Here is a 26,295-nt window from a genome sequence, read left to right as displayed (position 1 = left end):
TTTTCGGGGCTCCGCTGCGGTGAGCTTGGAGTATGCCTCACAGAGCCCTCACAGTCGATATCCCGCCGCTCACGTGGAGGGGCCGTTTCGACGGCGACGGCGCCGAGCACCGCCGCTGGTGGCAGGCGGTCGCCCCGTATCGCCACGAAACTGCCGCCCTGCAGCCGGAAAGCCATGCGCCCGGCCACCGCCCCGCCGTCATTCTCGGTTTCAGCAGCGATGCGGGAGTGCTGCGCAACAAGGGCCGAGTGGGCGCCGCCGCGGCCCCCGGCGCCATCCGCGCCGCCTTGGGGCCCCTCGCCTTCCACCTCCCCCGCGACGTGTTCGACGCCGGCGATGTGACCGTCAAGGACAACGCGCTGGAGGCTGGCCAGGCCCGTGCCGGGCTGGCTGTTTCCGAAATGCTCGACGCCGGCAACCTCACCGTGCTGCTGGGCGGCGGCCATGAGACCGCGTTCGCCAGCTACCTTGGCGTGGCCGGATCCGAAGCCGTACGCGGCGGGAAGCGCCTGGGCGTGCTGAATCTGGACGCTCACTTCGATCTCCGCGAGGCACCCGAGCCGTCCTCGGGCACGCCTTTCCTGCAGATGGCCAGGGCGGAGGAAGCCGCCGAACGCACACTGAACTACGCCGTCGTCGGGATCTCCGAGCCAAACAACACCCCCGTGCTCTTCAAGACCGCCGAACGGCTGGGCGTGAAGTACCTCCTGGACGAGGACTGCACGGCGGAAGCCACCCGGAAGTTCGTGGCCGATTTCCTGGACACCGTGGACGTGCTCTACCTGACCATCGACCTGGACGTGCTGCCCGCCGCCGTGGCCCCCGGGGTCAGCGCACCGGCTGCGTTCGGGGTGCCCCTGCCCGTGATCAGCTCGGTGTGCCGCCAGGTGGCTGCCAGCGGGAAACTGCTGCACCTGGACGTGGCAGAGCTGAACCCGAAGTTCGACATCGACCAGCGCACGGCCAAGGTGGCCGCACGGCTGGTCAACACGCTGCTGGGCTAGGCCTGTCGCCTGCCGTCAGTCCCGGAAGGTGACCACGGCGGTGGCCCACGGTCCCAGCGTTACCGCCAGAACCCCGTTCTCCGGTGATGATGCCTCCGCTGGCGCCGCCTGCGCCCGGGCGCCGGAGGCTGCCCCGATGACCGTGACCTCGGCCGCCCCCGAAGCGGCTCCGTGCGGAAGCGCGAGGTGGGCTGTGGCCTCACGGGGGCTGAGGTTGCCGACGAACAGTTGCAGGCCGGCGGCCGACTGCACCGGGTAGACCGTTACGGGGCTCTTTCCGGCTGGCCTTTGTGACGGCACGGGGGTAGCGGCCAGCACCGGATCCGCTTTGGACGCAGCGAGCCTCTGCAGCAGCTCGCCTGCCGGGTTGAGTGTGCCGTCTGCTGCGGTGATGCCGCGTGGCGGCCCGGCTTCGAAATAGGTCACGGAGGCGACGCCGTCGACGGTGAGCGCAGCGAGGCTGGCGAGGGTCCAGGCGGCGGTGAAGCTGTGGTCCTGGAACTCGTCCCCCTCGGCCTCCTGGTCCGGGGCGTGAAGCCTTGGTTTCAGCGTGACGGGTCCGACGTGCACGGGACGCCCGTCGCCGAGCTTCAGGGCGTTGGCCGCGGCGAGCCGCTGGACGGGGACAGTCTCCACAATGTGGGGAACTTCCGTGCTGTGGACCTGCGGCGCCAGGCTGAACGTCAGTGCGTCGGCGTCCTGCGGAACGGGGCTGCCGTCACTGCTGCCGGCAATCCAGCGGTTGAGTTCGGTGAAATGTGAGCGAGTGCCGGCCAGAAGCTGACCGTTGAAGCCTGCGTCGTCCAGCGATGCCTTCAGCGCGCCAAAAGCCGCCGGGTCAGTGCACTGCGTCCCGGGGTGGAACAGGGACAGACGGACGACCCGGGACAGCGATCCGCCCAAGGCGGTGCTGAGAACCTCCGCAACGCCCTCGGCTGATTCGGACACGACGCGCACGTCCAGTGCAGCGCCGTGGCGGTCCGCCTCCCGTGTTGCGGCGGCAAGCTTGCCGGGCCACAGTTCCCGGGGCTCGAACAGTTCCACCAGGACGGCGTCGAGGCCGGACAGCTGTGGTCCTCCGCCGGCGTTCCCGAAGCCCCCGGCGGCGGTTTCCACAGTGTCCACGGAAATCGCCAGCGGCGGAACAGTGCCGGACGGTTCGCCCACCGTGAACGCCGCTGGTTCGTGGCTTTCGCTGAGGGGGTTGTCCGGCGTCTCGATGCTGAGGGCTTCGATGCTGACCGACTGGTTCACGGTGTCCTCCGCGGCAACGTCCACCGGGATGGGCAGCGCGGACGGGGTGCTGTACGTCTTGAAGGAACCGTCGCTCCAGTTCCGCTGGTCCTCGGTCTCGAAGACGTCGCCGGAAAAGCCAAGGTCAAAGGCCGTCCCGGCGTCGGCCCATTCCAGCGAGGAAATGTCCTTGAAAACCAGGTCCGGCCTGATATCCGTGGGGAAGGCTCCGCTGGTAACGGTGCCGTCCGGCGAGACCACGTTGACATCCCGTCCGGCTTCGCTGGTGGGATGGAGGACAACCAGTCCGATCCGGTTGCGCCGGAAGGCCGTTTTCGCCCGGCCGGAGAAGGATACTTCGACTGTGGCCGGGGTGATCCGGAGCATCAGCATGCCTTCGTACGCCGGGACTGTGCCGGGTGCGGTAGTGCCGGGTGCTGCTGAGCCGGGTGCTGCGTAGTCAACGTGGATTCGGAGGCTGGTGCCGTCGTCGTCCTTCAGTTCCGCAACATCCCGGACCGACGGCGCAAAGGTGCGCCATTCGTGGTCCCGCACCACCGCCTTGATGGCACGGAGGACGGGGCGGCCCCCGTAGCTGATGTTGGCCAGTTCGTCCCCGATCAGCTCCGCCGTCCAGACGCCCACTGCGAGCTTGCGGATCTGCGGATCAAGGCGCTGTTCGAGCGGCGGGCGCCGGTCGGAAACCGCCGGGGCGGACAGTGTTGCGGAGTGCTCGGTAGACACGGGAGGCTGCTCTCTGGTGGCTGGTGACTGCGCCCAGCTGACCCCGGGCCGGTCCTGTGGACTTGACGATATCGGATGAGGCGCGGGGGCTCAATGGCCGTCCGCTAGGGCATCTTGAGCGGCTACCGAGCGGCGTCGTAGCCAGCAAGCAGGCGACGGGACGCGGTGTCCATGTGCGACGCCATGGCATCGGTCACTGCGGTGGCGTCGTGAGACTCCAGGGCCGTAAAAATGGCCCGGTGCTCCGCGAGCGCCGCGGCGGCATGGCCTTCGTCCGTCAGCGCACGGTCAACCCAGATCCGCAGCAGCGAGCGGATGCTCTGCAGGAGCTCCTGCAGCACCTGGTTTCCTGAGCTGGCGGCGATTTCCTTGTGGAAGGCGGCGTCAGCTTCGACGAAGGCCGCCAGGTTGCCCAGGTTCTTCTCCATCGAGTCGAGGTTGGCGCGCATTCGCGCCAGGGCTGCTTCGGTAATCCTCATCGCAGCAAGTTGCACCGCCTGAACCTCCAGGCCGCTGCGCAGCTCAACGAGTTCGCGGGTACGCGGCTCGCCGAGCATGAGGCCCCAGCTGAGTGTCCGCGGCAAGAGCTCCGAGACGCCGTCGCGCAGGTAAGTTCCGGATCCCGGACGGACGATCACGATGCCCAGGATTTCCAAGGCGGCAAGTGCCTCGCGCACGGCCGAACGGCCTACCCCGAGCGAAGCGGCCAGCTGGCGCTCGGCCGGAAGACGGGTTCCGGGCGCAATGTCGCCGCTGGTGAAGTAGGCCATTAGCCTCTCCGCCACCTCGGAGACGACAGAGCCCTGACCCATGGAACCGAGCGCGGCACTGATTTTGGCCGACGAGGCGGCGGAGTTTGCGGACACATTCACAGCGTAGCAACCGGACGCGGCAGCGCCGACAGAGCCGGCCCTCAACCCTTTGAAATTAAATCAGTCAACCGGTTGACCAATTTGCGCTTTCAGCCGTATGGTGGAAGTCACAGGCCTAGCCCCGCTTGATACGCCCCCGCCGCTAAGCCTCGAAACCAGCCCCACGCCTCCAGCGCAGGATGCGGCCGGGACATCAACATCTAGGAGTCAACGTGGACACCACACAATCGGTGGTCGAAAAAACTGCAATCAGGAAAGTGGCAATCCGGCTGGTGCCGTTCGTCGCCCTGATGTTCTTCATCAACTACCTTGACCGGACGGCCATCTCCTTCGCCGGCCCCAACGGCATGAACAACGATCTGGCCCTTTCGGCGGCTCAGTTCGGGTTCGCCTCCGGCGTCTTCTTCATCGGCTACATCCTGCTCGAGATCCCGAGCAACCTGGCACTGCACAAGTTCGGCGCCCGCCGCTGGCTCGCCCGCATCATGGTCAGCTGGGGCATCGTCTCCCTGCTGTTCACCTGGGTGGGCAACGTGGAGCAGCTCTACGTACTGCGTTTCATCCTGGGCGTGGCAGAAGCCGGCTTCTTCCCCGGCGCCATCCTCTTCCTGAGCCTCTGGGTTCCATCCCGGCACCGCAGCAAGATCCTCGCCCTCTTCTACTTGGCCCAGCCTCTCACCACCGTGATCGGTGCCCCGCTGGCCGGCCTCCTCATCCAGCAGCACGGACTCTTCGGACTCGCCGGCTGGCGCGTCATGTTCTTCGGCGTCGCCATCCCCGCCATCATCGTTGGCATCGTCGCCTGGTTCTACCTGGCTGACTCCCCCGCCAAGGCCAAGTGGCTGACGCAGGAGGAAAAGACCTGGCTGACCGGTGCACTGGAGCAGGAAAAGAAGGAAACCGCCGCCAGCAACAGGCACGTCAGCGTCCGCACCGTCTTCGGCAACGGCCGGGTCTGGATGCTCTCGGCAATCTACTTCGGCTTCATCTACGGCCTGTACGCGCTCGGGTTCTTCCTGCCCACCATCATCGCGGGCTTCGAAGGCATCTACGGCACCAAGTTCGACGTCTTCCAGAAGGGCCTGATCACCGCGATTCCGTACCTGCCCGCGGCTTTCGCGCTGTACTTCTGGTCCAAGGACGCCACCAAGCGCGGCGTCAGGACCTGGCACATCGCTCTCCCCGCCCTCATTGGCGGCCTGAGCATCCCGCTGGCACTGTTCGCCGGCTCGCCGGCAGCAACCATCGCAGTCATCACCATCACTGCGATGTCCATCTTCGCCGCCCTGCCCAACTTCTGGACGGTACCCACCCAGTTCCTCACCGGCGCAGCGGCAGCCGCAGGCATCGCCCTGATCAACACCGTGGGCAACCTGGCCGGCTTCAGCGCCGGGTACGTCACCGGCTGGCTCAAAGACCTCACCGGCGGGTACACGGTGCCAATGTTCGTCGTCGGCGGCTTCATGCTCCTGTCCTCCATCCTCATGGTGGTGCTGAGCCGCTCCGGCAAGGTCAGCGAAGGCGTCCCGGTCGAGGCACTGGACCCGGCAGGAGCCGGACACCACTCCGAGCCGTAGGCACGACCTCACCGTTCTTCTTCAACTAACCGGTGGTGGAGCCTGTCGGGACCGATCCGACAGGCTCCACCACCGGGGCCAGCCAATACTCCAGGAGCTTTCGCATGACCCGCCTGTTCAATGAACCAGCAGACTTCGCTGACGAGATGATCGAAGGCTTCGTTGCCTCCCACGGCCGCTGGGTGAAGCGCGTCTCCGGCGGCGTCGTCCGCAACACCAGGAGCGCACCGGACACGGCGGCGCTGGTGATCGGCGGCGGCTCCGGCCACTATCCGGCGTTCGCCGGCCTGGTGGGGCAGGGCCTGGCACACGGCGCCGCCATGGGCAACCTGTTCGCGTCCCCCTCCGCCCAGCAGATCTACCACGTGTCCAAGGCCGCCAACAACGGCGGCGGCGTGCTGCTGGGCTACGGCAACTACGCCGGCGACGTCCTGCACTTCAACCAGGCACAGGACCGCCTCCGCGCGGAAGGCATCGACTGCCGCAGCATCGCCGTCACCGACGACGTCTCCTCCGCCCCGCCGGCCGAACGCGCCAAGCGCCGCGGCATCGCCGGAGATCTCACCGTTTTCAAGGTGGCCGCCGCGGCCGCCGAGTCCGGCTACTCGATGGACGACCTCGTCGCCATCGCCGAGCGCGCCAACGACCGCACCCGCTCCTTCGGAGTGGCCTTCACCGGCTGCACCCTGCCGGGCGCCGATCACCAGCTGTTCTCCGTCCCCGAGGGCCGGATGGCCGTGGGCATGGGCATCCACGGTGAGCCCGGCATCGGCGAGGCAGACATCCCGACGGCGGACGAACTCGCCGAACTTCTGGTCGCCAAGCTCCTCACCGAGATCCCCGACGGCTTCGAGGCGTCAGCCGGTGCCCGCGTTGTCCCCATCCTGAACGGACTGGGCAGCGTTAAGTACGAAGAGCTGTTCGTGGTCTACCGCCACGTCGCCCGGCTCCTGGCTGAAGCCGGCCTCGAAGCCGTGGACCCGCAGGTCGGCGAACTCGTGACCAGCTTCGACATGGCCGGCACCTCCCTCACCCTGTTCTGGCTCGACGACGAACTCGAGACCCTCTGGAATGCCCCCGCCGATGCCCCGGCCTTCCGCCGCGGAGCGGTCACTGCCGAAGCGTTGGACGCGTCTGCCGGAGGCACAGACAACAGCGAGTTTGCCGACGTCGAACTTTCCATCCCTGAGGCCACGCCGGATTCCCGCGCCGGTGCCGTCCGGGTCCTGGCAGCGCTGGGGGCCGCCAAGGCAGTGGTGGACGCCAACGCCGATGAACTGGGCCGGATAGACGCCATTGCCGGCGACGGCGACCACGGCATCGGCATGGAACGCGGCGTCCGCGCCGCCGTCGACGCCGCACGCGACGCCGTCGCCCGCGGTGCCGGCTCAGCCACCACCCTGCACTACGCCGCGGACGCCTGGGCCGACAAGGCCGGCGGAACGTCCGGCGCGCTCTGGGGCATGGCCCTTCGGGCCGTCGGTGACGCGGTGGGCAACACGGAAACGCCCGGCGCCGGGGCCGTCGCCGCCGGAGTCGCCGGCGCTGCGTCCGCGATCATGGACTTCGGCAAGGCCAAGCCCGGGGACAAGACCCTGGTGGACGTCCTGGTCCCGTTCCGCGACGCCCTGGCTGCCGGCGTGAATGCCGGGCAGTCTCTCACCGAAGCCTGGGGCGCCGCTGCCACGGTTGCGCAGCAGGCCGCCGAAGACACCGCCCGGCTGCTACCCCTCATGGGCCGTGCCCGCCCGCACGCCGAGAAGAGCCTCGGCACCCCGGACGCCGGGGCGGTCTCCATGGCACTGATAGTCCGGGCAATCCACAACACTTTGGCGGAGTCGAAAGCTGCAGCGAACACCGCCACCCAGAACAAAACTGTTAAGGAGAACGCATGAGCGCCAAACTGCGCCTGGTCATCGGGTCCGACGACGCCGGATTCGAATACAAGGAAGCCCTGAAGGCTGACCTGGAGGCCTCCGAGCTGGTCGAATCCGTAACCGACGTAGGGGTGGACGCCACCAGCCACACGCCCTACCCGTCCGTGGCCATCGCCGCCGCCGAACTCATCGCCGCCGGCAAGGCCGACCGCGCCCTGCTGGTCTGCGGCACCGGCCTCGGTGTGGCCATCGCCGCGAACAAGGTCCCCGGCGTCCGCGCCGTCACCGCGCACGACAGCTTCTCCGTGGAACGCTCCGTCCTGAGCAACAACGCCCAGGTCCTCACCTTCGGCCAACGCGTCGTCGGACTGGAACTCGCCCGCCGGCTCGCCCGCGAATGGCTCACGTACACCTTCGACGAGACCTCCGCCTCGGCCGAAAAAGTCACCCTGATTAAGGACTATGAAGGTGTCACTTCCTGCTAGCACAGCAACAAAACCGAAGGCCATCATCGGCGTCAGCCTGAAGCTGTACTTCGGCTACCAGCGCTCAGTGGACTACTGCCGCGACGTGGCCGCCATCGCGTTCGCGCACCCCGCAGTCCAGAGCGGCGACATCGAGCTCTTTGTACTGCCCTCCCTTCCGGCACTGCCCGAAGCGGCCCGCATCCTGGGCGCGGCCGGTGCCGCCGCCGGAGCCCAGGACATCTTCTGGGAAGACGAAGGCGCGTTCACCGGAGAGGTGGGCGGCAGGACCGTGGCCGAAGTCGGCGGCCGCTACGCCGAAGTCGGACATGCGGAACGCCGCCGGATCTTCGGCGAGGACGACGGGATCATCGGGCTCAAGACCGCCGCCGCGTACCGCAACGGCCTCACCCCGGTCCTGTGTGTGGGCGAACTGCAACAGGGATCCGTCGAGGAAGCAGTCGCCCGGTGCACGGCCGAGATCGATGCCGCACTCAACCGCGCGCAGTCCCTTGGACCGGCGGCCCGCACCATCGTGGCGTACGAGCCGCAGTGGGCCATCGGCGCCCCGGAGCCGGCAACCCGGGAATACATCAGTGCCGTCATTACCGGGCTGGAAGCGCACCTGCGCACTCTGCCCGGACAGGAGGACAGCCGGGTAATCTACGGCGGCAGCGCCGGACCCGGCCTGATCACGGAACTGGACTCAGCCGTCGCCGGTCTCTTCCTGGGCCGGTTCGCGCATGCTCCAGAGGCGCTGAAGACCATCCTGGACGAGGCCGCCGCACGGCTGGGCCTGCTGGCCGGAACGGCGGCCAGAGCATGAGCTCAGCAATCGGCCTCAGCAGCTACGCCTTCTTCTGGCAGCTCTCGGACCAGGTCTCCGCACCGCTCAGCATCCACCAGGCCCTGGAACGCACCGCGGCCCTGGGCGTGCATCTGTTCCAGATCTGCGACTACGCCCCGCTGGAAGCCATGACGGACGCCGAACTCGAAGCCGTGCGGGCCACGGCGGACCGCCTTGGCCTTTCCCTGGAGCTCGGCACCAAGGGCATCCGTCCGGAGCATCTCAGGAGATTCCTACACATCGCCGGCATCCTGGGCGCGCCCCTGCTGCGGACCATGTTCAACGTCCCGGACCACACGCCCACTGCGGAGGAAGCGGTGGCGATGTTCACTGAAGTCCTGCCGGAGTTCCAGTCCGCCGGGGTGAAGATCGCGGTGGAGACCTACGAACAGGTTCCCACTTCCCGGATCCTGGATGTCATCCGCGGAGTGGACAGCCCCTACCTCGGCATCTGCAGCGACCCGGCCAACACGGTGGCGGCGCTGGAGATGCCGCGTGAGGTGATCGACGCCGTCGCGCCTTACGTCCTGAACATGCACATCAAAGACTTTGCGTTCAGCCGCAAGGAGGGGTGGGTCGGGTTCACGTACTCCGGCGCTCCCCTCGGCGAAGGCCTCCTCGACTATGACTACATGGCCGGGAAGTTTCAGCCCACAGAAAGAAACATCAACCAGATCGTCGAACACTGGCTGCCGTGGCAGGGCTCCGAGGCGGAAACCATCCGCCTCGAAAACCAGTGGACCCGGCAAAGCATCGATTTCCTAAGGAGCAAGTGAAATGTCAGCAGAACAATTGACCGTCGCCGTCATCGGAGCCGGTGGGAAAATGGGGATGCGCGTTTCCCGGAACCTCCAGAAGAGCGCCCACACCGTTTTCTACAGCGAGAACTCCCCCGCCGGCCAGGACCGGGTCCGCGCCGAAGGCCGTGGGATCACCTCCACCGACGACGCCGTCAAGGGCGCCGACGTCGTGATCCTCGCCGTCCCGGACACCGTCCTGGGCGTCGTATCCGAAGGCGTGGTCCCCCAGATGAAGGCGGGCGCGATCCTGCTCACCCTGGACCCCGCCGCCGCCTACGCCGGACTGCTGGCCAAGCGCGCCGACGTGGTCCAGGCCGTTGCCCACCCGTGCCACCCGTCCGTGTTCCTGGAGCGCACCACCAAGGAAGAGTGGGCCGACACTTTCGGCGGCGAGGGCGCCCCGCAGAACGTGGTTGCCGCGATCGACGAGGACGCACCGGCAGCGACCCGGGACTCGGCCGAGGCCGTCATCCGCACCATCTACGCGCCCGTCATCGACGTCCACTGGGTCACCGTGAAACAGCTCGCCATCCTCGAACCCACCCTGGTGGAAACCGTGGCCTGCATGATCGGCACCCTGCTCAACGAGGCGCTGCACGAGACCGTGCACACCGCCGGTGTGCCAGAGGAAGCCGCCAAGGCCATGCTGTTCGGTCACGTTCAGATCGCCCTGACCAACGCCCTCCGTGGTTCCAACCCGTTCTCCGAGGCCTGCGAAATCGCCATCCAGTACGGCAAGGACACCATCATCAAGGACGACTGGAAGAAGATCTTCGACGACTCCGAGCTTGACGGCGTCATCGCCAAGATGCTGAAGCTGGACGCCGTCAAACGCTAGGCAAATGGCCCTTCCCGCGCACTGCGGCTGCACTCCGGCTTCCGGTAGCCGGGCTTAAAACAGGCTGCCCCTCCGGGCTTCGGTGAACCCGAAACCCGGAGGGGCAGATGCCAGACATCCTACGTATTTTGACATCGCCAGTAGAATGGACTGAGGCCAACCGGCACATAGTTTAGAGAAAGTCCTGCAATGAGCTCAGCCACCATGGAATCCCAGACCACGGACATTCGGTCCATCCACCTGACCTTTGCGACCGCCGAAGAGGTCCACCACGGCCTGGACAACGCCGTCAAGGAACTCATCGAAGCTGCCGTCGAGGACGGCAACTGCGGCATCCGCGTCACCCGCCACGAGCCGGGCGCATTCACCGTGGCCTTGGACGAGTCCGTCCCCTTCGGTGAAACCTACGAGGACATCGCCGCCTAACTCCGCGGGTTGGATGCTGGCCCCGCGTCCTGGACTTATGTCCTCCGGACCTGGACGCCGTCCGATTTCATGAAGAGCTGGGTTTCCGGCGGCCCCGAAGGCACCAGCCAAAGCACGTTTCCACTCACGGAAATTTCCTCGACTTCACCCGCGGCCACAACATGCGCATGCTTGAGGATTTCGACCCGCTCGCCTGCTTTGAGGGTTCTCCAGTCGGAAACCGTGGCGGCAAATGCCGCCCGCCTGGACAGAACCGTCCCCCGTGCTTTCATTGAACTTCTACCCCTTTGTATATGTTCTTTTGCCACAACATCTTTGGTGTGGGCTTCATCACTACATCTTTAGTTCTACTACAATTCCCGGGCCCCCGCCTGTTGTGTCGCGCAGTATTTCGGGGGCGCCGGGAAATTGTCATTTTCGGTGCATAATATTCACTTTTAGGCCAGAATTCCGACGGCGGATTCGGCTGCCGCGCGGACCTCGCCGGAGGCGACGAGCCGGTCTGCGGCCTCCAGTTCCGGCGACAGGAACCTGTCCGTTCCCGGCCCTTCCACCACGTTGCGGAGCGCCGCAATGACCGCGGTTCCGGCCGGCCCCGGGGTCAGTTTTCCCCCGGATAGCTGCGTCCGCATGTCAATGGCCCGCGCCGAAGTGACCAGCTCGATAGCCAGGACGCGGCGCAGGTTCTCCACGGCTTTGCGGAGTTTCCGGGCAGCATGCCAGCCCATGGACACGTGGTCTTCCTGCATGGCCGAGCTGGGGATGGAGTCCACCGACGCCGGGACCGCGAGCCGCTTGTTGTCCGAGACCAGCCCGGCCTGTGTGTACTGCGCGATCATCAGGCCGGAGTCGACGCCGGGGTCCGCAGCCAGGAAGGCCGGCAAGCCGTGTGAACGCGCCGGGTCCAGCATGCGGTCGGTCCGGCGTTCGGCAATGGAACTCAAATCCGCCACGGTAATTGCCAGAAAATCCAAAACGTAGGCCACCGGGGCGCCGTGGAAATTGCCGTTGGAACTCACGCGGCCGTCCGGCAGGACAACGGGATTGTCGATGGCGGCGGCGAGTTCGCGCGAGGCGACCAGTGCTGCATGGTCCACTGTGTCGCGGACGGCGCCGGCCACTTGGGGTGCGCAGCGCAGCGAGTAGGCATCCTGGACCTTGGTGTCGTTGATCCGGTGCGATGCCACGATCGGCGAGTTGGAAAGCACACGCAGCATGTTGTCCGCGGACGCAGCCTGGCCCGGGTGCGGGCGGAGCGCCGCGTGCAGTTCGGGCAGGAACACCTGGTCGGTGCCGAGCAGCGCCTCGACGCTGAGCGCGGCGGTGATGTCCGCCGTCGTGAGCAGCTGGCGGATGTCCGCGATGGCCATCAGCAGCATGCCCAGCATGCCTTCGGTGCCGTTGACCAGAGCCAGCCCTTCCTTCTCGGCGAGGACGACGGGTTCGATCCCGTGCTCGGCCAGTAGTTCGGCGACAGGCTTTTGGCCCTTGTTCCCGTACAGCGTGCCGTCCGGACCTTCTGCTTCGCCTTCGCCCATGAGGACCAGGGCGCAGTGGGACAGCGGCGCGAGGTCTCCTGAGCAGCCGAGCGAGCCGAACTCGCGGACCACCGGGGTGATGCCGGCGTTGAGCACGTCCACCATGGTCTGCAGCACCACGGGGCGGACCCCTGTCCGGCCGGAGGCGAGGGTCTTGGCCCGCAGGAACATGATGCACCGGACCACCTCGCGTTCCACGGCCGGCCCCATGCCGGCGGCGTGGCTGCGGATCAGCGACTTCTGCAGCTGGGTGCGCAGTTCGTTGGGGATGTGCCGGTTGGCCAGCGCGCCGAAGCCGGTGGAGATGCCGTAGGCCGGGACCTCGCTGTGGGCGAGGTCGTCGATGTGGGCGCGGACCTTGGCTACCGTGTCGAGGGCTTCCTGGGAGATGGTCACCTTGGCGTCGTGGCGGGCGACCGCGACGACGTCCTCGGGGGTGACGCCGCTGGAGCCGAGGGTGACGGTCAGCGGTTCGTGGGTGGTGAGAGTCATTGGGTGTTCCTACTTTTCGTTCATGGGGATGCGGACGCCGCGTTCCTTGGCGACCTCGACGGCGCGGTCGTAGCCGGCGTCGGCGTGGCGGATGACGCCCATGCCGGGGTCGTTGGTGAGCAGGCGTTCGAGTTTTTCGGCGGCGAGGTCGGTGCCGTCCGCGACGGAGACCTGCCCGGCGTGGATGGAGCGGCCGATGCCGACGCCGCCGCCGTGGTGGATGGAGACCCAGGTGGCGCCGGAGGCGGTGTTGAGCAGGGCGTTGAGCAGCGGCCAGTCGGCGATCGCGTCGGAGCCGTCGGCCATGGCCTCGGTCTCGCGGTACGGGGAGGCGACGGAGCCGGAGTCGAGGTGGTCACGGCCGATCACGATGGGCGCCTTGACCTTGCCTTCCTTGACGAGCTGGTTGAACAGCAGCCCGGCCTTGGCCCGTTCGCCATATCCCAGCCAGCAGATGCGGGCCGGCAGCCCTTCGAACTCGACCCGATCGGCGGCGGCGTCGATCCAGCGGTGCAGGTGCTTGTTCTCGGGGAACAGTTCCTTGATGGCCTCATCGGTGACGCGTATATCTTCGGGGTCACCGGAGAGGGCCACCCAGCGGAACGGGCCAAGTCCTTCGCAGAACAACGGGCGGATGTAGGCCGGGACGAAGCCGGGGAATTCGAAGGCGCGGTTGTAGCCGCCCTTGCGGGCCTCGTCGCGGATGGAGTTGCCGTAGTCGAAGACCTCGGCGCCGGCATCCTGGAACTCCACCATGGCCTGGACGTGCTTGGCCATCGAGGCCTGGGCCTTCTTGGTGAAGCCTTCGGGGTCGGCCGCGGCCTCGCGGTGCCATTCCTCCACCGTGATGCCCTCGGGCAGGTAACTCAGCGGATCGTGCGCGGAGGTCTGGTCCGTGACGATGTTCACGGTGAGCTCGCCGGCGTTGTGGCGGCGCAGGATCTCCGGGAAGACCTCGGCCGCGTTGCCGACGTAGCCCACGGACCAGCCGCGGCGCTCTTCCTTGGCCTTGAGGACCTTGGCGATGGCGGCGTCGAGGTCCGTTTCCACCTCGTCGAGGTAGCGTTTGCCGGCGCGGCGGCGCAGGCGGGTCTCATCGACGTCGACAATCAGGCAGGCGCCCTCGTTCAGGGTGACGGCGAGGGGCTGGGCGCCGCCCATGCCGCCGCAGCCGCCGGTCAGGGTCAGCGTGCCGGCGAGGGTGCCGTTCTCGTCCCCTGTGAGTTTGCGGGCGATCGCGGCGAAGGTTTCAAAGGTGCCCTGCAGGATCCCCTGGGTGCCGATGTAGATCCAGGAGCCGGCGGTCATCTGGCCGTACATCATGAGGCCCTCGGCCTCGAGGCGGCGGAATTCGGGCCAGTTGGCCCAGTCGCCGACGAGGTTGGAGTTCGCCAGGAGCACGCGCGGTGCCCATTCGTTGGTGCGGAAGACACCTACCGGCTTGCCGGACTGAACCAGCAGGGTCTCGTCCTTTTCCATGGTTTCCAGGGTGCGGGTGATGGCGTCGAACGCGGCCCAGCTGCGGACCGCGCGGCCGGTGCCGCCGTAGACCACCAGGTCGTCAGGGCGCTCGGCCACCTCGGGGTCCAGGTTGTTCATGAGCATGCGCAGCGGGGCTTCCGTCTGCCAGCTCTTGGCGGTGAGCTCGGTGCCGCGGGCTGCTTTGACCGGGCGGGCACCGGTGGTGAAATCGGCGGGTGCCATGGGGGCGCTCCTTCGTTGTTTCGGTGGTTCGGGGGAAGAGGTTCTGTATCAACTAAAGCCTGTCGGCGGGCGCGGAAACAGGGCTTTCGGAAGGGTGCTGTCCGGTATTCCAGACGCGCGCCCCGTGCCCGAGTGGCTGGCAACTAGCGTCGCGGAAAGCGCGGTTGACGACGTTAACGGCGAGCTGGTTGGGACGGGCTGCGGACTAGCTCGCGGGGCGGCCGTGGATGCGGACGGAGAGTTCGTCCGCCACTTTCCGGACGCGGGCAGCGAGGGCCGGCCATTGGTCCGCCGGCAGTTTGTCCTCGAGGAACGTGACGGCGACTGCCGCCGTCGGCCATCCCACGTGGTCCGTGACTGCGGCGGCAATCGAGCCGAACCCTGGCGTAACCTCGCCGTGTTCGGTGGCATAGCCGCGCTGCCTGACCTGATCCAGGTGCGAGGAAAGCGCCGAATACTTCATGATGGCGCCCTCCACGTCGTGCCGGGCCGTGAAGGCGGCGGCATTCGGGTACAGCGCACGGACCTGCGACTTGGGCAGTGCCGCGAGGATGGCCCGCCCGCTGGCCGTGAGGTGGCTGGGCAGCCTGACGCCGACGTCGGTCACCAGGGACGGCCTGTTCTTGGCGCGTTCCTCCACGATGTACAGCACATCGCGGCCGTGCAGCACTGCCAGGTGAGCGCTTTCCCCCACCACGTCCACCAGCGAGGCGAGCATCGGCCGGCCGATCCGGGACAGCGGCTCCTGCCGCGAATACGCGGAGCTGAGTTCGAAGGCGCTGATGCCCAGCCCGTACCGCTGTTCCTCATGCAGGTGCATCACGAAGCCGTTGGCCTCCATGACGCCGAGCAGGTGGTAGACGCTTGAGCGCGGCAACCCCAGGGCCGTGGCTATGTTCGACGCCGCCATCGGCCCGCGCTTGGAGGCCAGGAGTTTGAGAATACGCAAAGTATTTTCCGCCGCCGGGACTTTCGACGCCACCTTCGCGGGCGCCTTTGCCGCTGTCCGTGCGGGCGCTTCGCCGTCCGCCATGTTTCCTCCATCGTTCGCGCCGGATCAAAGGGTGTCCGGTATCCCGTACTTAAGCGTGTTCCTTGCGCGACACCGCATACGGCAATCGAACCACTTTGCCGTCCGGGATACCAGACATGCGTGAGGGCGGGGACCGGCCGGGGGACTTCCGACCCTATGCCACTTCTCCCGCCCGGTGCTTCGATGGAGTCCACGCACTGTTGCGAGGAGGCCACGATGGTCTGGATTGCCGGGCTCTTCCTGGTTGCCCACGGCTTGATCCACCTCGCCATCTGGCTGCCGAAGGCCGATCCTAAGGCACCCTTCGACGCCGGCCACTCCCCTTTCGCCGGCAATGTCAGGCACACTGCGGCCGCCATGGCCGTTGCGGCCGCAGTTGTGTTGGCGGCCGCAACGGCCTCGGACTCATTGGCGGGGCATCCTGGTGGCCGCCAGCAACCATCACCGGGGCAGCCCTCTCAACCGCGCTGCTCCTGCTGACCTTCAACAAGTGGTGGCTCATTGCCCTCGGCATCAACGCCGCCATCATTGTGCTGAGCGTCCAGCAGAATGCCTAGGAACCCAGCCATGACCAAACCGCTGGCAGGAAAAGTCGCGCTGGTGGCCGGGGCCACGCGGGGCGCCGGTCGGGGCACCGCCGTCGCCCTCGGCGAAGCGGGCGCCACCGTGTACTGCACCGGACGCAGCGCCGGAGGCCGCAGGTCCGACTACAACCGGCCGGAGACCCTCGAGAAAACGGCCGTGCAGGTCAATGCCGCCGGAGGAGTCGGCATTCCCGTAGCGGTGGATCACCTGGACCCGGCGGCCGTACAGTCGCTCGTGCAGCGTATCGACGACGAACACGGACGCCTGGACATTCTGGTCAACGACATCTGGGGCGGGGAAAAACTCATCGAATGGGACGCTCCGGTGTGGGCCCACCACCTGAATTCCGGCCTGCTGATGCTGCACACTGCCGTCGATACGCACCTGATCACCAGCCATTTCGCGCTCCCGCTGCTCATCCGGAACCCCGGCGGCCTGGTGGTGGAAATGACCGACGGCACCCGCGAGTACAACGCCGGGCACTACCGGGTGTCGACGTTCTACGACCTCGCCAAGAACGCGGTGCTGCGGCTCGCTTTCAGCCAGGCGGAGGAACTGAAGCAGTTCGGCTGCACCGCCGTGGCCCTCACGCCGGGCTGGATGCGCTCCGAAATGATGCTGGAGCACTTCGGCGTCACCGAAGAGAACTGGCGGGATGCTGCGGCCGTCCAGCCCCATTTCGCCGCTATCTCCGAAAGCCCGCGCTTTGTGGGCCGCGCCGTTGCGGCGTTGGCGGCGGATCCGAACGTGCATGGTCGCACCGGTGGCTCGTTCTCGTCCGGAGGCCTGGCGCTGGAGTACGGCTTCACCGATATCGACGGTTCACGGCCGGACTGCTGGCGCTATCTGGTTGAGGTCCAGGAAGCGGGGCGCCCGGCGGACGCCAGCGGCTACCGCTGACGTCCGCCGCGTAGCTTGCCCGTTTGGCGGGCTCCGGCGCGGCAGTACCCCTGCCGACGTTGGCCAGCGCCACCGGCGCCCGCATCGTTGTGGCCGCCGCGCGCTGCACGTATCGGGGGCCGTGCCGGCGTCGGGCGCAAAGCTCACCGCGGACGATGTCGGAGCGTTAGTCACGTTGGCCTGCCAGATCGAGGACCACGCGTCCTTTTCAGCCTGGGCCGCGGCTTCTGCAACCGCAGTGTCTGCGGGGAATTTTACCCGAGGTTTTCCGTCGAGAATCCCAGGGCGCCGGGACATGAGTCCATCGCCCAACGCTCGGCAAGACAAAGGAGACCGGCCGCACTTTCCCATGCAGCACTCTCCGGTGCGGCACGTTCCTATGCAGCCGCGCAGGAGTCGTAGGCCAGGAAGAGCTCCCAGTCCTTGAAAGGGTCCTCGGCTAGCAGATGGTCCGTCCGATCGAATTCGGGTGGCGGTTCGTCCAAGTAGTCGGGCATGCCTGAACCCAGCACACCCGGCTCCACTGTCCCCGGGTCGGGGTCGCCTGGATCACGACTGGTGGCCATGGCCAGGATCTCGGCAGGCCAGAGGGGTGGTTCCCAGTCTGGTTGTTCGCTGGCGTAATGGCGGCCCGTGGGTGAAGTCCAGCCGGGCGGTTCATGGGTTCCGGCGCCGGCGGGTGTCCACGCAGTGCTGTGTTTGAGTCGGTGGTGTTTGCGGCACGGTTGGCCGAGGTTGCTGATCCCCGTGGGCCCGCCTTCATCCCAGGCGAGGAGGTGGTCTGCATCATTGTCCAGTGACTGGTTGTTACAGCCGGGGAACGGACATTTCCCGTCCCGCAGCCGCAGCCACTGCCGCAGCGCTTTGGGGATGCGGTAGCTCGTCCGGCCGATCTCCAACGGCGCACCATCACGGGGGTCAGTCAGCACCCTCAGGAACGACGAAGCCCCTTCGGCGACCAGGGCTCGCCCCATGGACGGCGGGACCGGCCCGTACCCATCCAGCATGGCAGGTTCCTCGGTCAGTCCCAGCAGCGAAAGCGCTGGAACGGTAATGAGAACCTGCGCTGCAGGGGAAGGCAACTCTCCAGCCGCTGAGTTGGCTGCAGTTTCGAGGCCTGAAGTGAGGAGCCAGGTCGCGGCGACGTCGGCGCGGAGCTGGGTAAGGGTCCTGGCTTCGTCAGCTCCCTGGAGGGATCTTGCAGCTGTGGTGATGCGGTCCCAGACGCCCGCTGCCTGGCTGGCGGGCAGGTACGCGGAGAGCCAGGCCATGCCGTCGCGATCCGGCGTGTATTCCACCCGGCGGTCGGCGGCGCTGCGACTATGGCGTTTTTCGATGCTGACCGGATGGTGCCGTTCCCGCCACGTACGGGCCTTCGCCCGGAACCGGGCCGGGACTAGGTCGCCGACAGGACAGCCGCGCACAGCGGAAGGCGCATCCGGGTCCAGGAAGTGTGCCTCTAATCCGGCAGCCCCCGCTTTGTCGAGGTTGTCGGTTTCGTCCACCATCACCCGGGCATGCTGCCAGGAAATGCTGCCGGACTGCAGCGCGGACAACGTCAGCGGCAGCGTGGTGGTTAGTGCATGGGCTTCCGCCAGGAGGGCACCGGCGGTGCGTTCGCTGACGGTCAGGACACACGCCACCTCAGCGGTCACGGCCATGTCCTGCACGGAGTGTTCCTGCGGGGACAGGGCGGGCGGCGCCATGGCTCTGGCAGCACGGGCGTATCCAGCAGCGAGGTGCACTTTCAGGGCTGCCATCCCGGCTTCCACCCGCGCCGCCGCAGCCAGCCCGTCCAGGCACGCATCCGCCTGCTCCCGAAGGGGGTCGTCACCGGTGGAGCCCGGGTTGCCCGGCCCGCGGCCGACACAAGCGGCCAGCACAGCGATGGATGCCTCAACGGCCTCCATCGTCTCCACAGCTGCACTGCTTTCCATATCCAAAGCATCCCAGGAGGCACCGACATTTCTTGATGGCGCCGCTCATGGCGCCTCCGCGGGCCCCCTGCCCGTTCGGGCCAGGCGAGACACTCCCGGCCCCGGCCGTTGGCAAAGATCCCGGAGGTTCAACAAACAGTCTGAAATGAAAGACACCAAACCTCCGTGAGGCTCATCACGTAGGGCGCGAAAATGGTCTGCTGGATAGCGATCCCCCTCCCAATGACGAGAAGGTATTCGCATGCAACAAGCTCCAACAGCAGCCAAAGCGGCGGCTCCCGAAAACACCACCACGGCCCCCGGCACCGCCGGAGGCACTGTCCGCGCCGCTGCGGGCACCGCCGTCGACGCTGTCCTGAACCGCGGACTCAACGTCCGCCACATCCGCTTCATGGCCCTGGGGTCGGCCATCGGCACGGGCCTGTTCTACGGCTCAGCCTCCGCCATCCAGAAGGCCGGCCCGGCGGTCCTCCTGGCTTACATGATCGGCGGCGCCGCCGTGTTCATGGTGATGCGGGCACTCGGCGAGATGGCCGTGCGGCACCCCGTATCCGGCTCCTTCGGCCAGTACGCCAGCCGTTATCTCGGCCCCCTGGCCGGGTTCGTGACCGGGTGGACGTATGTGTTTGAAATGGCGATCGTCGCCATCGCCGATGTCACGGCCTTCAGTATCTACATGGGTTTCTGGTTTCCGGACGTGGAGAGGTGGATCTGGGTCCTGGCCATCATCTTCTTCCTGGCCGCCCTGAACCTGCTCAGCGTCAAGGTGTTCGGGGAGCTGGAGTTCTGGTTCTCGCTGATCAAGGTCGTGGCCATCATCGCCATGATCGCCGGCGGTGCAGCCATCATCATCTTCGGCTTCCAGGCAGGCGGGGCCACCGTCGCACCGGGGATCGGCAACCTGGTGGAGCACGGGGGCCTGTTCCCCAACGGCTTCGAAGGGCTCCTGGCCTCGTTCGCCGTCGTGATGTTCGCCTTTGGCGGGATCGAGACCATCGGCGTCACCGCCGGTGAAGCGGCCGACCCCAAGAACGTCATTCCCAAGGCCGTCAACACCGTGCCCGTGCGCGTGCTGCTGTTCTACGTGCTGACCCTGGCCGTACTGATGAGCCTGTTCCCCTGGAACGAGGTGGGCACCAACGGCAGCCCCTTCGTCCAGATCTTCAGCGGCCTCGGCATTCCCGCCGCCCCGCACATCCTCAACGCCGTGGTCATTACTGCTGCCTTGTCCGCCATCAACAGCGACATATTCGGTGCGGGCCGCATCCTTTTCGGACTGGCCCGGCAGGGCCACGCACCAGCCAGCTTCGGCAAGGTCTCGCGCAACGGTGTGCCGTGGATGACTGTTGTGATGATGGCTGTCGTCCTGCTGGTGGGCGTGGTCCTGAACGCCGTCATGCCGGAGGACGTGTTCCTGCTGATCGCCTCAATCGCAACCTTCGCTACCGTCTGGGTGTGGGTCATGATCCTGGCATCCCATGTGGCCATGAAACGGGAGATCGCCCGCAAGGGGCTGCCGGCGTCGGAATTCCCGTCTCCCTGGTGGCCCGCGGCCTCCGTCCTGACCATCGCATTCATGGCGGTGGTGATCGCGATCCTGGGTGCGTTCGAAGACTCCCGTGTTGCCCTCTACGTGGGCGCGGTGTGGCTGGGCGTGCTGGTGCTGGCCTACCGGGTTTGGGTCCGCGGCCATGGCCGCGTCCGTGCCGAACTGGTGGATGAGACGGCGTCGAGCCACGCGGAACCGGGCAAGTAGTCCCCAAAAAATTCCGAGTGTTGGACGGTACAGAAGGGGTAGGAGTTACGCATGCGACGCGTGGGGTTTGGCCTTTAGGTTAGACAGCAGGCGCAGGCCGGACTATCGAACCTTCTGCTGCAGCTTCCGGACCGCCTGCACGTCCTGCCGGTCCAGGCACTGCAAAGGAGTGGTTTTGATGAAGGATCTTCCAGCTTCCCGGCCTACCCTCCCCCGTGACAGGCGCCGCTTGATCTCCTGGCTCAGCGACGCTGCGGAGAAAGTGCGTGCGGCCACCGTGCCTTTCAAGATCGGCGACGTTGTGCTCGGGGACGACCCGTTCAACGGCCGCAGGCTGGGCGTGGTGGCCGTGATCCGCGGCTCGTCGCTGGGCCTGCGGACGGCCGCTGACGCCCACCCCGATTTGGTGCCCGAGGTGATCTACTACGACTACCGCCAGGTGAGGACGCCGGAGTAGATCACCAGGAGTGGACGTCGGCGCAGGATTTCGGGGCGGGCGGCCGGTTCCCGGCCGCCCGCCGGCGCTAGAATCAGTCATGGTTCCGCTTAGCAATCTGCTGACATTTGCTGTGGCAGCCTCCGTCCTGATCGCCGTCCCCGGGCCCAGCGTGCTGTTCGTCATCGGACGCAGCCTGGCCCTGGGCCGCAAGGGCGGTCTGCTGAGCGTCCTGGGAAACGCGCTCGGAATGGTTCCGCAGATCGCTGCGGTGGCGCTCGGTGTGGGTGTTGCGCTGGCACAGTCAGTACTCCTGTTCACCATCGTCAAATTCGCCGGTGCCGCCTACCTCGTGTTCCTCGGTATCCAGGCCATCAGGCACCAGGGGAGAAGTACGACGGCGGCCGATCCCTCCCGCTCCGCCTCCACTTTCCGTGTCCTCCGGCAAGGATTCATCGTGGGCGCCACCAACCCAAAGTCACTGGTGTTCTTCGTTGCGGTGCTGCCCCAGTTCGTGGAGTACTCCGCTGGCGGGATCCCGCTGCAGCTGGCCAGCCTCGGGGCCGTGTTCCTGCTGATCGCGCTGGTGTCGGACAGCATCTGGGCGCTGGCAGCGGGCACGGCCCGCCAGTGGTTCGCCCGCTCCCCTAAGCGCATTTCCACACTGAGCACCACGGGAGGAGCAATGATGATCGCCCTCGGAGGCACCCTCGCCTTGACAGGCACAAAGCACTAGTTAGGGCCGCCCGCAGTTGGAAGCGAGCGGCATCGGGCATGTGGAAGCGTGCGTCTAAGCGAGGAACGAGCGAGCACGCGGAACATGTCCGGGCCGCCCGCAACTGCGGGCGGCAGCAAACTACCGCGCCGACCAGCCGCCGTCCATGGTGTAGCTGGCTCCGGTGACCATGCCGGCGTCGTTCGAGGCGAGCCAGGCGACCAGAGATGCGACCTCCTCCGGCTCCACCAGCCGCTTGATGGCGGACTCGGTGAGCATGATCTTGGCCAGCACCTCGGATTCGGGGATGCCGTGGACCTTGGCCTGGTCGGCGATCTGCGACTCCACCAGGGGCGTGCGCACGTAGCCGGGGTTGATGCAGTTGGACGTGACCCCGTGAGCCCCGCCCTCCAGCGCCGTCACCTTACTCAGCCCTTCAAGACCGTGCTTGGCGGAAACGTAGGCGCTCTTGAACGGGGAGGCCCGGAGCCCGTGCACCGACGAGAGGTTGATGATCCGGCCGAAGTTGTTCGCATACATGTGTGGCAGCGCCGCCCGGATCAGCAGGAAGGGCGCCTCCAGCATGAGGGTGATGAGCCGGCGGAAATCAGCCGGATCGAAGTCCTCAATAGGGCTGATGCGCTGGATTCCGGCGTTGTTGACCAGGATGTCGCAGTCCAGGCTGGTGGTTGCCAGGGCATCCACGTCCAGCAGGTCCACCGCCCAGACCGTACCGCCGACTTCATCGGCGAGTGCTGCCGCAGCGGCCTCGTCCACGTCCGCGATCACCACTTTGGCGCCCCGTGCGGCCAGGGCCCTCACACTGGCTGCGCCGATCCCGCCGGCTCCTCCGGTGACCAGTGCCTTGCGGCCGTTCAGCGTGTGTTCCATAACCAGCCTTCCTGTTCAAATGATTCAACGGGCCAGCCGGCTCCAGCAGGGCTGGAGCCGGCCACAATCCAGTAGCTCAACGTGCGGCTGCTACCGCCAGGCCTTCGCGCTCGGCGTCGGCCCGGTCAACTTCCTCGAGGGCAATGCCCTTGGTTTCCTTGAGGCTCAACACTGCCACCGTGGTGATGGCACACGCCACCACCAGGTAGATGGCGGTGGGGACCCACGATCCGGTGTCCTTGAGCCACTGCGTGGCCAGGAGCGGCGCCAGCGAACCGGCGAAGATCGAGGTGACCTGCGAGCCCAGCGACACACCTGCGTAGCGCATCCGGGTGGGGAAGAGCTCCGCCATGAGGGCCGGCTGGCCCGCGTACATGAACGCGTGCAGGCACAGGCCGATGGTCACTGCCAGGACGATGACCACGGCGTTCTTGGTGTCGAACATGGGGAAAGCGAAGAACGGCCAGGTGGCACCGGTGATGGCGCCCACCAGGTACACGGGCTTCCGCCCCCAGCTGTCCACGAGCCGTCCCACCTGCGGGATGACCAGGAAGTGGATGAGGTGGGCGATCAGCAGTGCCAGCAGGAGCGAGGACGTGTCGTATTTGTGGACGCTCTTGAGGTACACGATCGCGAAGCTGACCACGAGGTAGTACATGATGTTTTCCGCGAACCGGAGGCCCATGGCCTGCAGGATGCCCTTGGGGTACTTGCGGATGACCTCGCCGACGCCAAAGCTGACGGCCTGCTCCTGCTCCAACCGGGCTTTCGCTTCGAGGAAGATGGGCGACTCGGAGACGTTGGTGCGGATGTAATAGCCCACGAACACGATCACCGCGGAGAGCCAGAACGCCACGCGCCAGCCCCAGCTGAGGAAGTCGGCGCTGCTGAGGACGTTGGACATGATGAACAGGACCAGGGTGGCCAGCAGGTTGCCTACGGGAACGGCGGACTGGGGCCAGCTGGACCAGAATCCGCGGGACTCGTTGGGGCTGTGCTCGGCGACGAGCAGCACGGCGCCGCCCCATTCGCCGCCCAGCGCGAAGCCCTGGATGAAGCGCAGGAACACCAGGAGTGCCGGGGCAAGGTAGCCGATCTCAGCGAAGCCTGGGAGGCAGCCCATGAGGAAGGTGGACACGCCGATGATCACGATGGTGAGCTGAAGGGTGGGTTTGCGGCCCAGCTTGTCTCCGATCTGGCCGAAGACGATGCCGCCGAGCGGGCGGGCCACGAAGCCGACCGCGTAGGTGATGAAGGCCTGGATGATGCCGTCCAGCTCATTGCCGGTGGCCGGGAAGAAGTACTTTCCGAACACCAGGGTTGCTGCAGTGGCGTAGAGGAAGAATTCGTACCATTCCACTACGGTGCCAACCATGGAGGCTGCGACGATTTTCTTCAGGCCGGCGCCCTTTGGGGCGGAAGCGGCCGGTGTGGCAGAGCGTTGTTCTACGCTCATGTTGGTTCTCCTTAGTGTCCACGGTGACACGCGCTGTGATCCACAGCACTGAATGGGCTCAGATGAGTATTGCCGCAGAAACTCCGCGGTTCAATGGCCAAACCGGCACTCGTTGTGTGCAGAATTGCAGATATGGAAGCTAATCCTGATGACCTCCTCGTCCTGCTGGCCGTCTCGCGGTCAGCCAAATTCACGACGGCGGCGCAGGCCCTGGGCTTGAACCACACCACCGTTTCGCGCCGGATAGCAGCACTGGAGAAAACGCTGGGCGGCCGCGTCCTCTCCCGCGCCGCCGGCGCCTGGGAACTCACGGAACTGGGCGCAGAGGCCGTGATGGTGGCCGAGCAGGTGGAGAAGGCCGTGCGCAGCCTGGGCAAGCCCGGCCAGGCGCCCGACCCCATCACGGGAGTTGTCCGCATGACGGCCACGGACGGCTTCAGCGCCTACGTCGCCGCGCCGGCTGTGGCGAAACTGCGGCGCAAGCATCCGGGACTCAGCGTGGAGATCGTAACCGTCACCCGCAGGGCCCTGCAGCAGCGCTCCGGGCTGGACATCGAGGTGGTGGTGGGCGAGCCCCAGGTGCACCGCGCCGAGGCCTTCAAACTGGGCGAATACGTGCTGGGCATGTACGCCTCCCGGGCTTACCTTGCCGAAAACGGGACACCCGCAACGGTGGAGGAGCTGACGGAACATCCGCTGGTCTACTTCGTGGACTCCATGCTTCAAGTGGACGACCTCGACGCCCCGCGCAGGCTCGTCCCGGCCATGAAGGACGGACTGAGCTCCACCAACGTGTTTGTCCATGTCGAAGCGACCCGCGCCGGTGCGGGCATCGGCTTCCTGCCCTGCTTCATGGGCGACCTGCACCCGGACCTGGTCCGGTTGCTTCCGGATGCTTTCTCCGAGCGGCTCCCCTACTGGATGGTGCTGCGGCCCGACTCCATGCGGCGGCCGGCTGTGGCGGCGGTGGTGCAGGCGCTGCGGGACCAGACAGTGGAGCACCGGGAACACCTGCTAGGCAGGAGCTAGGACCTATGTTCATGACCCCCGGCACGGCGTAGTGTCAGAAGCAGGAGATGTCGGAGAGCCTTCGCTGGTGTGAGCGCGTCGAATCTGTGGATGTCCACCATCGTGGCTGCGGGCGACCAAGAGTCCGCCGCTCTTGCCCGGCCCCAAGGGCCCGGCCTTCTAGGATCGAGGCCGTCATGGCTCCCGGCACAGGCGACGCTCCGAGTCCTGAGCAGCTCCAGGACCTGCTGCTGGAAAGCCCGGGTTTCGCGGAGTTCCTCCTGGGCCTGACCACTATTTCGGCCTCCCGCCTGGGCGGACTGAACCCCATGCTGTGCGCCATCACGGTAGAGCGCGACGGCAGCCCCGCAACGGTGGCCAGCAGCGACAACGAGGCGCTGCGGATGGACGAGAAGCAGTACGCCTACGACGACGGTCCTTGCCTGACAGCCCTCCGGCAACAGCACACGGTCCTGGTCCCGGACCTGGGAAATGACAGCCGGTGGGAGAATTACGCCCGGGCCGTTTCGGGAGAAGGCATCCGTTCCGTCCTGGCGGTCCCCATCCGCACCGACCCCGGCGCCGCTGCTGCCCTGAACTGCTATGCCCGGAGCACCGACGCTTTCGACGCCGCCACCATCGCCTCCGTCGAGGAGCACACGGATTCCATTTCCCGGATCCTCCGCCTCGCGCTCCGGGTCCATCCTGCAGAGATCTATCCGGAGCACCTCCGGTCAGCCCTCAAATCGCGGGCTGTCATCGACGCGGCGGTTTCGCTGATCATGGTCCAGAACCGCAGCAGCAGGGACCAGGCCATGGAACTGCTGCACCTGGCCGCGCAGGCCAGCGACAGCAAGCTTCACACCATCGCCGCGGACATCCTCTCCGGTGCCGAACTTCCCGGCGGGGGCACAACTCCCGGCGGAGGCATCCGGCAGGAATGAAGGAAGCCCCCGCGCGAGTCAGGGACTCAAGCGCGGAGGCTTCCTGCCCTCCGGTCTTGGGGGAAAGCGGAGAGCTTCCACAAACTTACAACGCCCGTAGGGCCCAAAAGCAAAAAATAGCCCCGAAAGCCGATTCTTGAGGCAACTTTGCGCTTGCCGCGCCCTTTGTTGCACCGGCCTTGCGCGTTTGTTGCGGGAACGGGCCGGATGTCCTAATG

At 66.6% G+C, this 26,295-nt stretch carries 24 protein-coding genes; 15 read left to right on the top strand and 9 right to left on the bottom strand.

Features of this window, described 5'->3' with window-relative positions; translation table 11 throughout:
- The first annotated feature begins 32 nt into the window (after positions 1 to 32).
- On the top strand, positions 33 to 1,004 hold the full coding sequence (gene hutG, locus JOE41_RS13075; protein ID WP_209752598.1) for a formimidoylglutamase: 972 nt from the start codon (positions 33 to 35) through the stop codon (positions 1,002 to 1,004).
- A gap of 15 nt (positions 1,005 to 1,019) precedes the next feature.
- On the opposite strand, the gene JOE41_RS13070 is transcribed toward hutG, so the two are convergent.
- Positions 1,020 to 2,981, bottom strand: coding sequence for a hypothetical protein (locus JOE41_RS13070; protein ID WP_209752597.1), 1,962 nt, complete (start codon positions 2,979 to 2,981; stop codon positions 1,020 to 1,022).
- Positions 2,982 to 3,103: 122 nt separating this feature from the next.
- Entirely contained in the window at positions 3,104 to 3,847 is a 744-nt protein-coding gene (locus JOE41_RS13065; RefSeq protein WP_209752596.1) for a FadR/GntR family transcriptional regulator, read from the bottom strand.
- Positions 3,848 to 4,065: 218 nt separating this feature from the next.
- Here JOE41_RS13065 and JOE41_RS13060 point away from each other — a divergent pair, with 218 nt between their 5' ends.
- From JOE41_RS13060 to JOE41_RS13030, 7 genes are all read left to right on the top strand, one after another.
- Positions 4,066 to 5,430: an MFS transporter gene (locus JOE41_RS13060; protein ID WP_209752595.1), complete on the top strand. Its 1,365-nt coding sequence runs from the start codon at positions 4,066 to 4,068 to the stop codon at positions 5,428 to 5,430.
- A gap of 104 nt (positions 5,431 to 5,534) precedes the next feature.
- A complete protein-coding gene (locus JOE41_RS13055; RefSeq protein WP_209752594.1) occupies positions 5,535 to 7,325 on the top strand; it encodes a dihydroxyacetone kinase family protein in 1,791 nt (596 codons plus the stop codon).
- On the top strand, positions 7,322 to 7,792 hold the full coding sequence (locus tag JOE41_RS13050; RefSeq protein ID WP_209752593.1) for a ribose-5-phosphate isomerase: 471 nt from the start codon (positions 7,322 to 7,324) through the stop codon (positions 7,790 to 7,792). The genes JOE41_RS13055 and JOE41_RS13050 overlap by 4 nt, the downstream gene beginning before the upstream one ends.
- Positions 7,776 to 8,597 carry a triose-phosphate isomerase family protein gene (locus JOE41_RS13045; protein WP_307800700.1) on the top strand — a complete coding sequence of 274 codons (822 nt, stop codon included), beginning with the start codon at positions 7,776 to 7,778 and terminating at the stop codon, positions 8,595 to 8,597. The genes JOE41_RS13050 and JOE41_RS13045 overlap by 17 nt, the downstream gene beginning before the upstream one ends.
- Positions 8,594 to 9,394: a sugar phosphate isomerase/epimerase gene (locus JOE41_RS13040; protein WP_209752591.1), complete on the top strand. Its 801-nt coding sequence runs from the start codon at positions 8,594 to 8,596 to the stop codon at positions 9,392 to 9,394. The genes JOE41_RS13045 and JOE41_RS13040 overlap by 4 nt, the downstream gene beginning before the upstream one ends.
- A 1-nt stretch (position 9,395) precedes the next feature.
- Positions 9,396 to 10,256, top strand: coding sequence for a phosphogluconate dehydrogenase C-terminal domain-containing protein (locus tag JOE41_RS13035; RefSeq protein ID WP_209752590.1), 861 nt, complete (start codon positions 9,396 to 9,398; stop codon positions 10,254 to 10,256).
- A gap of 189 nt (positions 10,257 to 10,445) precedes the next feature.
- Entirely contained in the window at positions 10,446 to 10,682 is a 237-nt protein-coding gene (locus JOE41_RS13030) for a hypothetical protein (RefSeq protein WP_209752589.1), read from the top strand.
- A gap of 35 nt (positions 10,683 to 10,717) precedes the next feature.
- On the opposite strand, the gene JOE41_RS13025 is transcribed toward JOE41_RS13030, so the two are convergent.
- The 4 genes from JOE41_RS13025 to JOE41_RS13010 all read right to left on the bottom strand — a co-directional run bounded on the left by JOE41_RS13025 (position 10,718) and on the right by JOE41_RS13010 (position 15,449).
- Positions 10,718 to 10,954 carry a hypothetical protein gene (locus tag JOE41_RS13025; RefSeq protein ID WP_011690247.1) on the bottom strand — a complete coding sequence of 79 codons (237 nt, stop codon included), beginning with the start codon at positions 10,952 to 10,954 and terminating at the stop codon, positions 10,718 to 10,720.
- Positions 10,955 to 11,119: 165 nt separating this feature from the next.
- Entirely contained in the window at positions 11,120 to 12,712 is a 1,593-nt protein-coding gene (gene hutH, locus JOE41_RS13020; protein ID WP_209752588.1) for a histidine ammonia-lyase, read from the bottom strand.
- A 9-nt stretch (positions 12,713 to 12,721) separates the two neighbouring features.
- On the bottom strand, positions 12,722 to 14,416 hold the full coding sequence (gene hutU / locus JOE41_RS13015; RefSeq protein ID WP_209752587.1) for a urocanate hydratase: 1,695 nt from the start codon (positions 14,414 to 14,416) through the stop codon (positions 12,722 to 12,724).
- 205 nt (positions 14,417 to 14,621) lie between these two features.
- Positions 14,622 to 15,449, bottom strand: a complete 828-nt coding sequence (locus JOE41_RS13010) for an IclR family transcriptional regulator (protein WP_209752586.1) — start codon at positions 15,447 to 15,449, stop codon at positions 14,622 to 14,624.
- Positions 15,450 to 15,665: 216 nt separating this feature from the next.
- On the opposite strand from JOE41_RS13010, the gene JOE41_RS13005 reads away from it, so the two are divergent.
- On the top strand, positions 15,666 to 15,929 hold the full coding sequence (locus JOE41_RS13005; protein WP_209752585.1) for a hypothetical protein: 264 nt from the start codon (positions 15,666 to 15,668) through the stop codon (positions 15,927 to 15,929).
- An 87-nt stretch (positions 15,930 to 16,016) separates the two neighbouring features.
- Complete coding sequence (locus tag JOE41_RS13000) at positions 16,017 to 16,934, top strand: SDR family oxidoreductase (RefSeq protein WP_209752584.1); 918 nt, start codon at positions 16,017 to 16,019, stop codon at positions 16,932 to 16,934.
- Positions 16,935 to 17,311: 377 nt separating this feature from the next.
- Here JOE41_RS13000 and JOE41_RS12995 read toward each other — a convergent pair whose 3' ends face one another.
- Positions 17,312 to 18,871, bottom strand: coding sequence for an HNH endonuclease signature motif containing protein (locus JOE41_RS12995; RefSeq protein ID WP_209752583.1), 1,560 nt, complete (start codon positions 18,869 to 18,871; stop codon positions 17,312 to 17,314).
- Between the two features lie 241 nt (positions 18,872 to 19,112).
- Here JOE41_RS12995 and JOE41_RS12990 point away from each other — a divergent pair, with 241 nt between their 5' ends.
- From JOE41_RS12990 to JOE41_RS12980, 3 genes are all read left to right on the top strand, one after another.
- Positions 19,113 to 20,627 (top strand): amino acid permease, encoded by a 1,515-nt coding sequence (locus tag JOE41_RS12990; protein WP_209752582.1) that lies wholly within the window; start codon positions 19,113 to 19,115, stop codon positions 20,625 to 20,627.
- A gap of 178 nt (positions 20,628 to 20,805) precedes the next feature.
- On the top strand, positions 20,806 to 21,084 hold the full coding sequence (locus JOE41_RS12985) for a hypothetical protein (protein WP_209752581.1): 279 nt from the start codon (positions 20,806 to 20,808) through the stop codon (positions 21,082 to 21,084).
- Positions 21,085 to 21,163: 79 nt separating this feature from the next.
- Positions 21,164 to 21,799, top strand: coding sequence for a LysE family translocator (locus tag JOE41_RS12980; RefSeq protein ID WP_011690238.1), 636 nt, complete (start codon positions 21,164 to 21,166; stop codon positions 21,797 to 21,799).
- 120 nt (positions 21,800 to 21,919) lie between these two features.
- Here JOE41_RS12980 and JOE41_RS12975 read toward each other — a convergent pair whose 3' ends face one another.
- A complete protein-coding gene (locus JOE41_RS12975) occupies positions 21,920 to 22,669 on the bottom strand; it encodes a 3-hydroxybutyrate dehydrogenase (protein WP_011690237.1) in 750 nt (249 codons plus the stop codon).
- 76 nt (positions 22,670 to 22,745) lie between these two features.
- Entirely contained in the window at positions 22,746 to 24,125 is a 1,380-nt protein-coding gene (locus JOE41_RS12970; RefSeq protein WP_209752580.1) for an MFS transporter, read from the bottom strand.
- Positions 24,126 to 24,257: 132 nt separating this feature from the next.
- Between JOE41_RS12970 and JOE41_RS12965 the strand changes: the two genes are divergently transcribed.
- Positions 24,258 to 25,154 (top strand): LysR family transcriptional regulator, encoded by an 897-nt coding sequence (locus JOE41_RS12965; protein WP_043429262.1) that lies wholly within the window; start codon positions 24,258 to 24,260, stop codon positions 25,152 to 25,154.
- Between the two features lie 176 nt (positions 25,155 to 25,330).
- Positions 25,331 to 26,077, top strand: coding sequence for a GAF and ANTAR domain-containing protein (locus tag JOE41_RS12960; protein WP_011690234.1), 747 nt, complete (start codon positions 25,331 to 25,333; stop codon positions 26,075 to 26,077).
- The last annotated feature ends 218 nt before the right edge of the window (positions 26,078 to 26,295 follow it).

Source organism: Arthrobacter sp. PvP103 (assembly GCF_017833075.1).
GTDB lineage: Bacteria > Actinomycetota > Actinomycetes > Actinomycetales > Micrococcaceae > Arthrobacter.
Note: the sequence above shows the minus strand (reverse complement) of the source record. Positions and strands in the feature narration are given on the sequence as shown.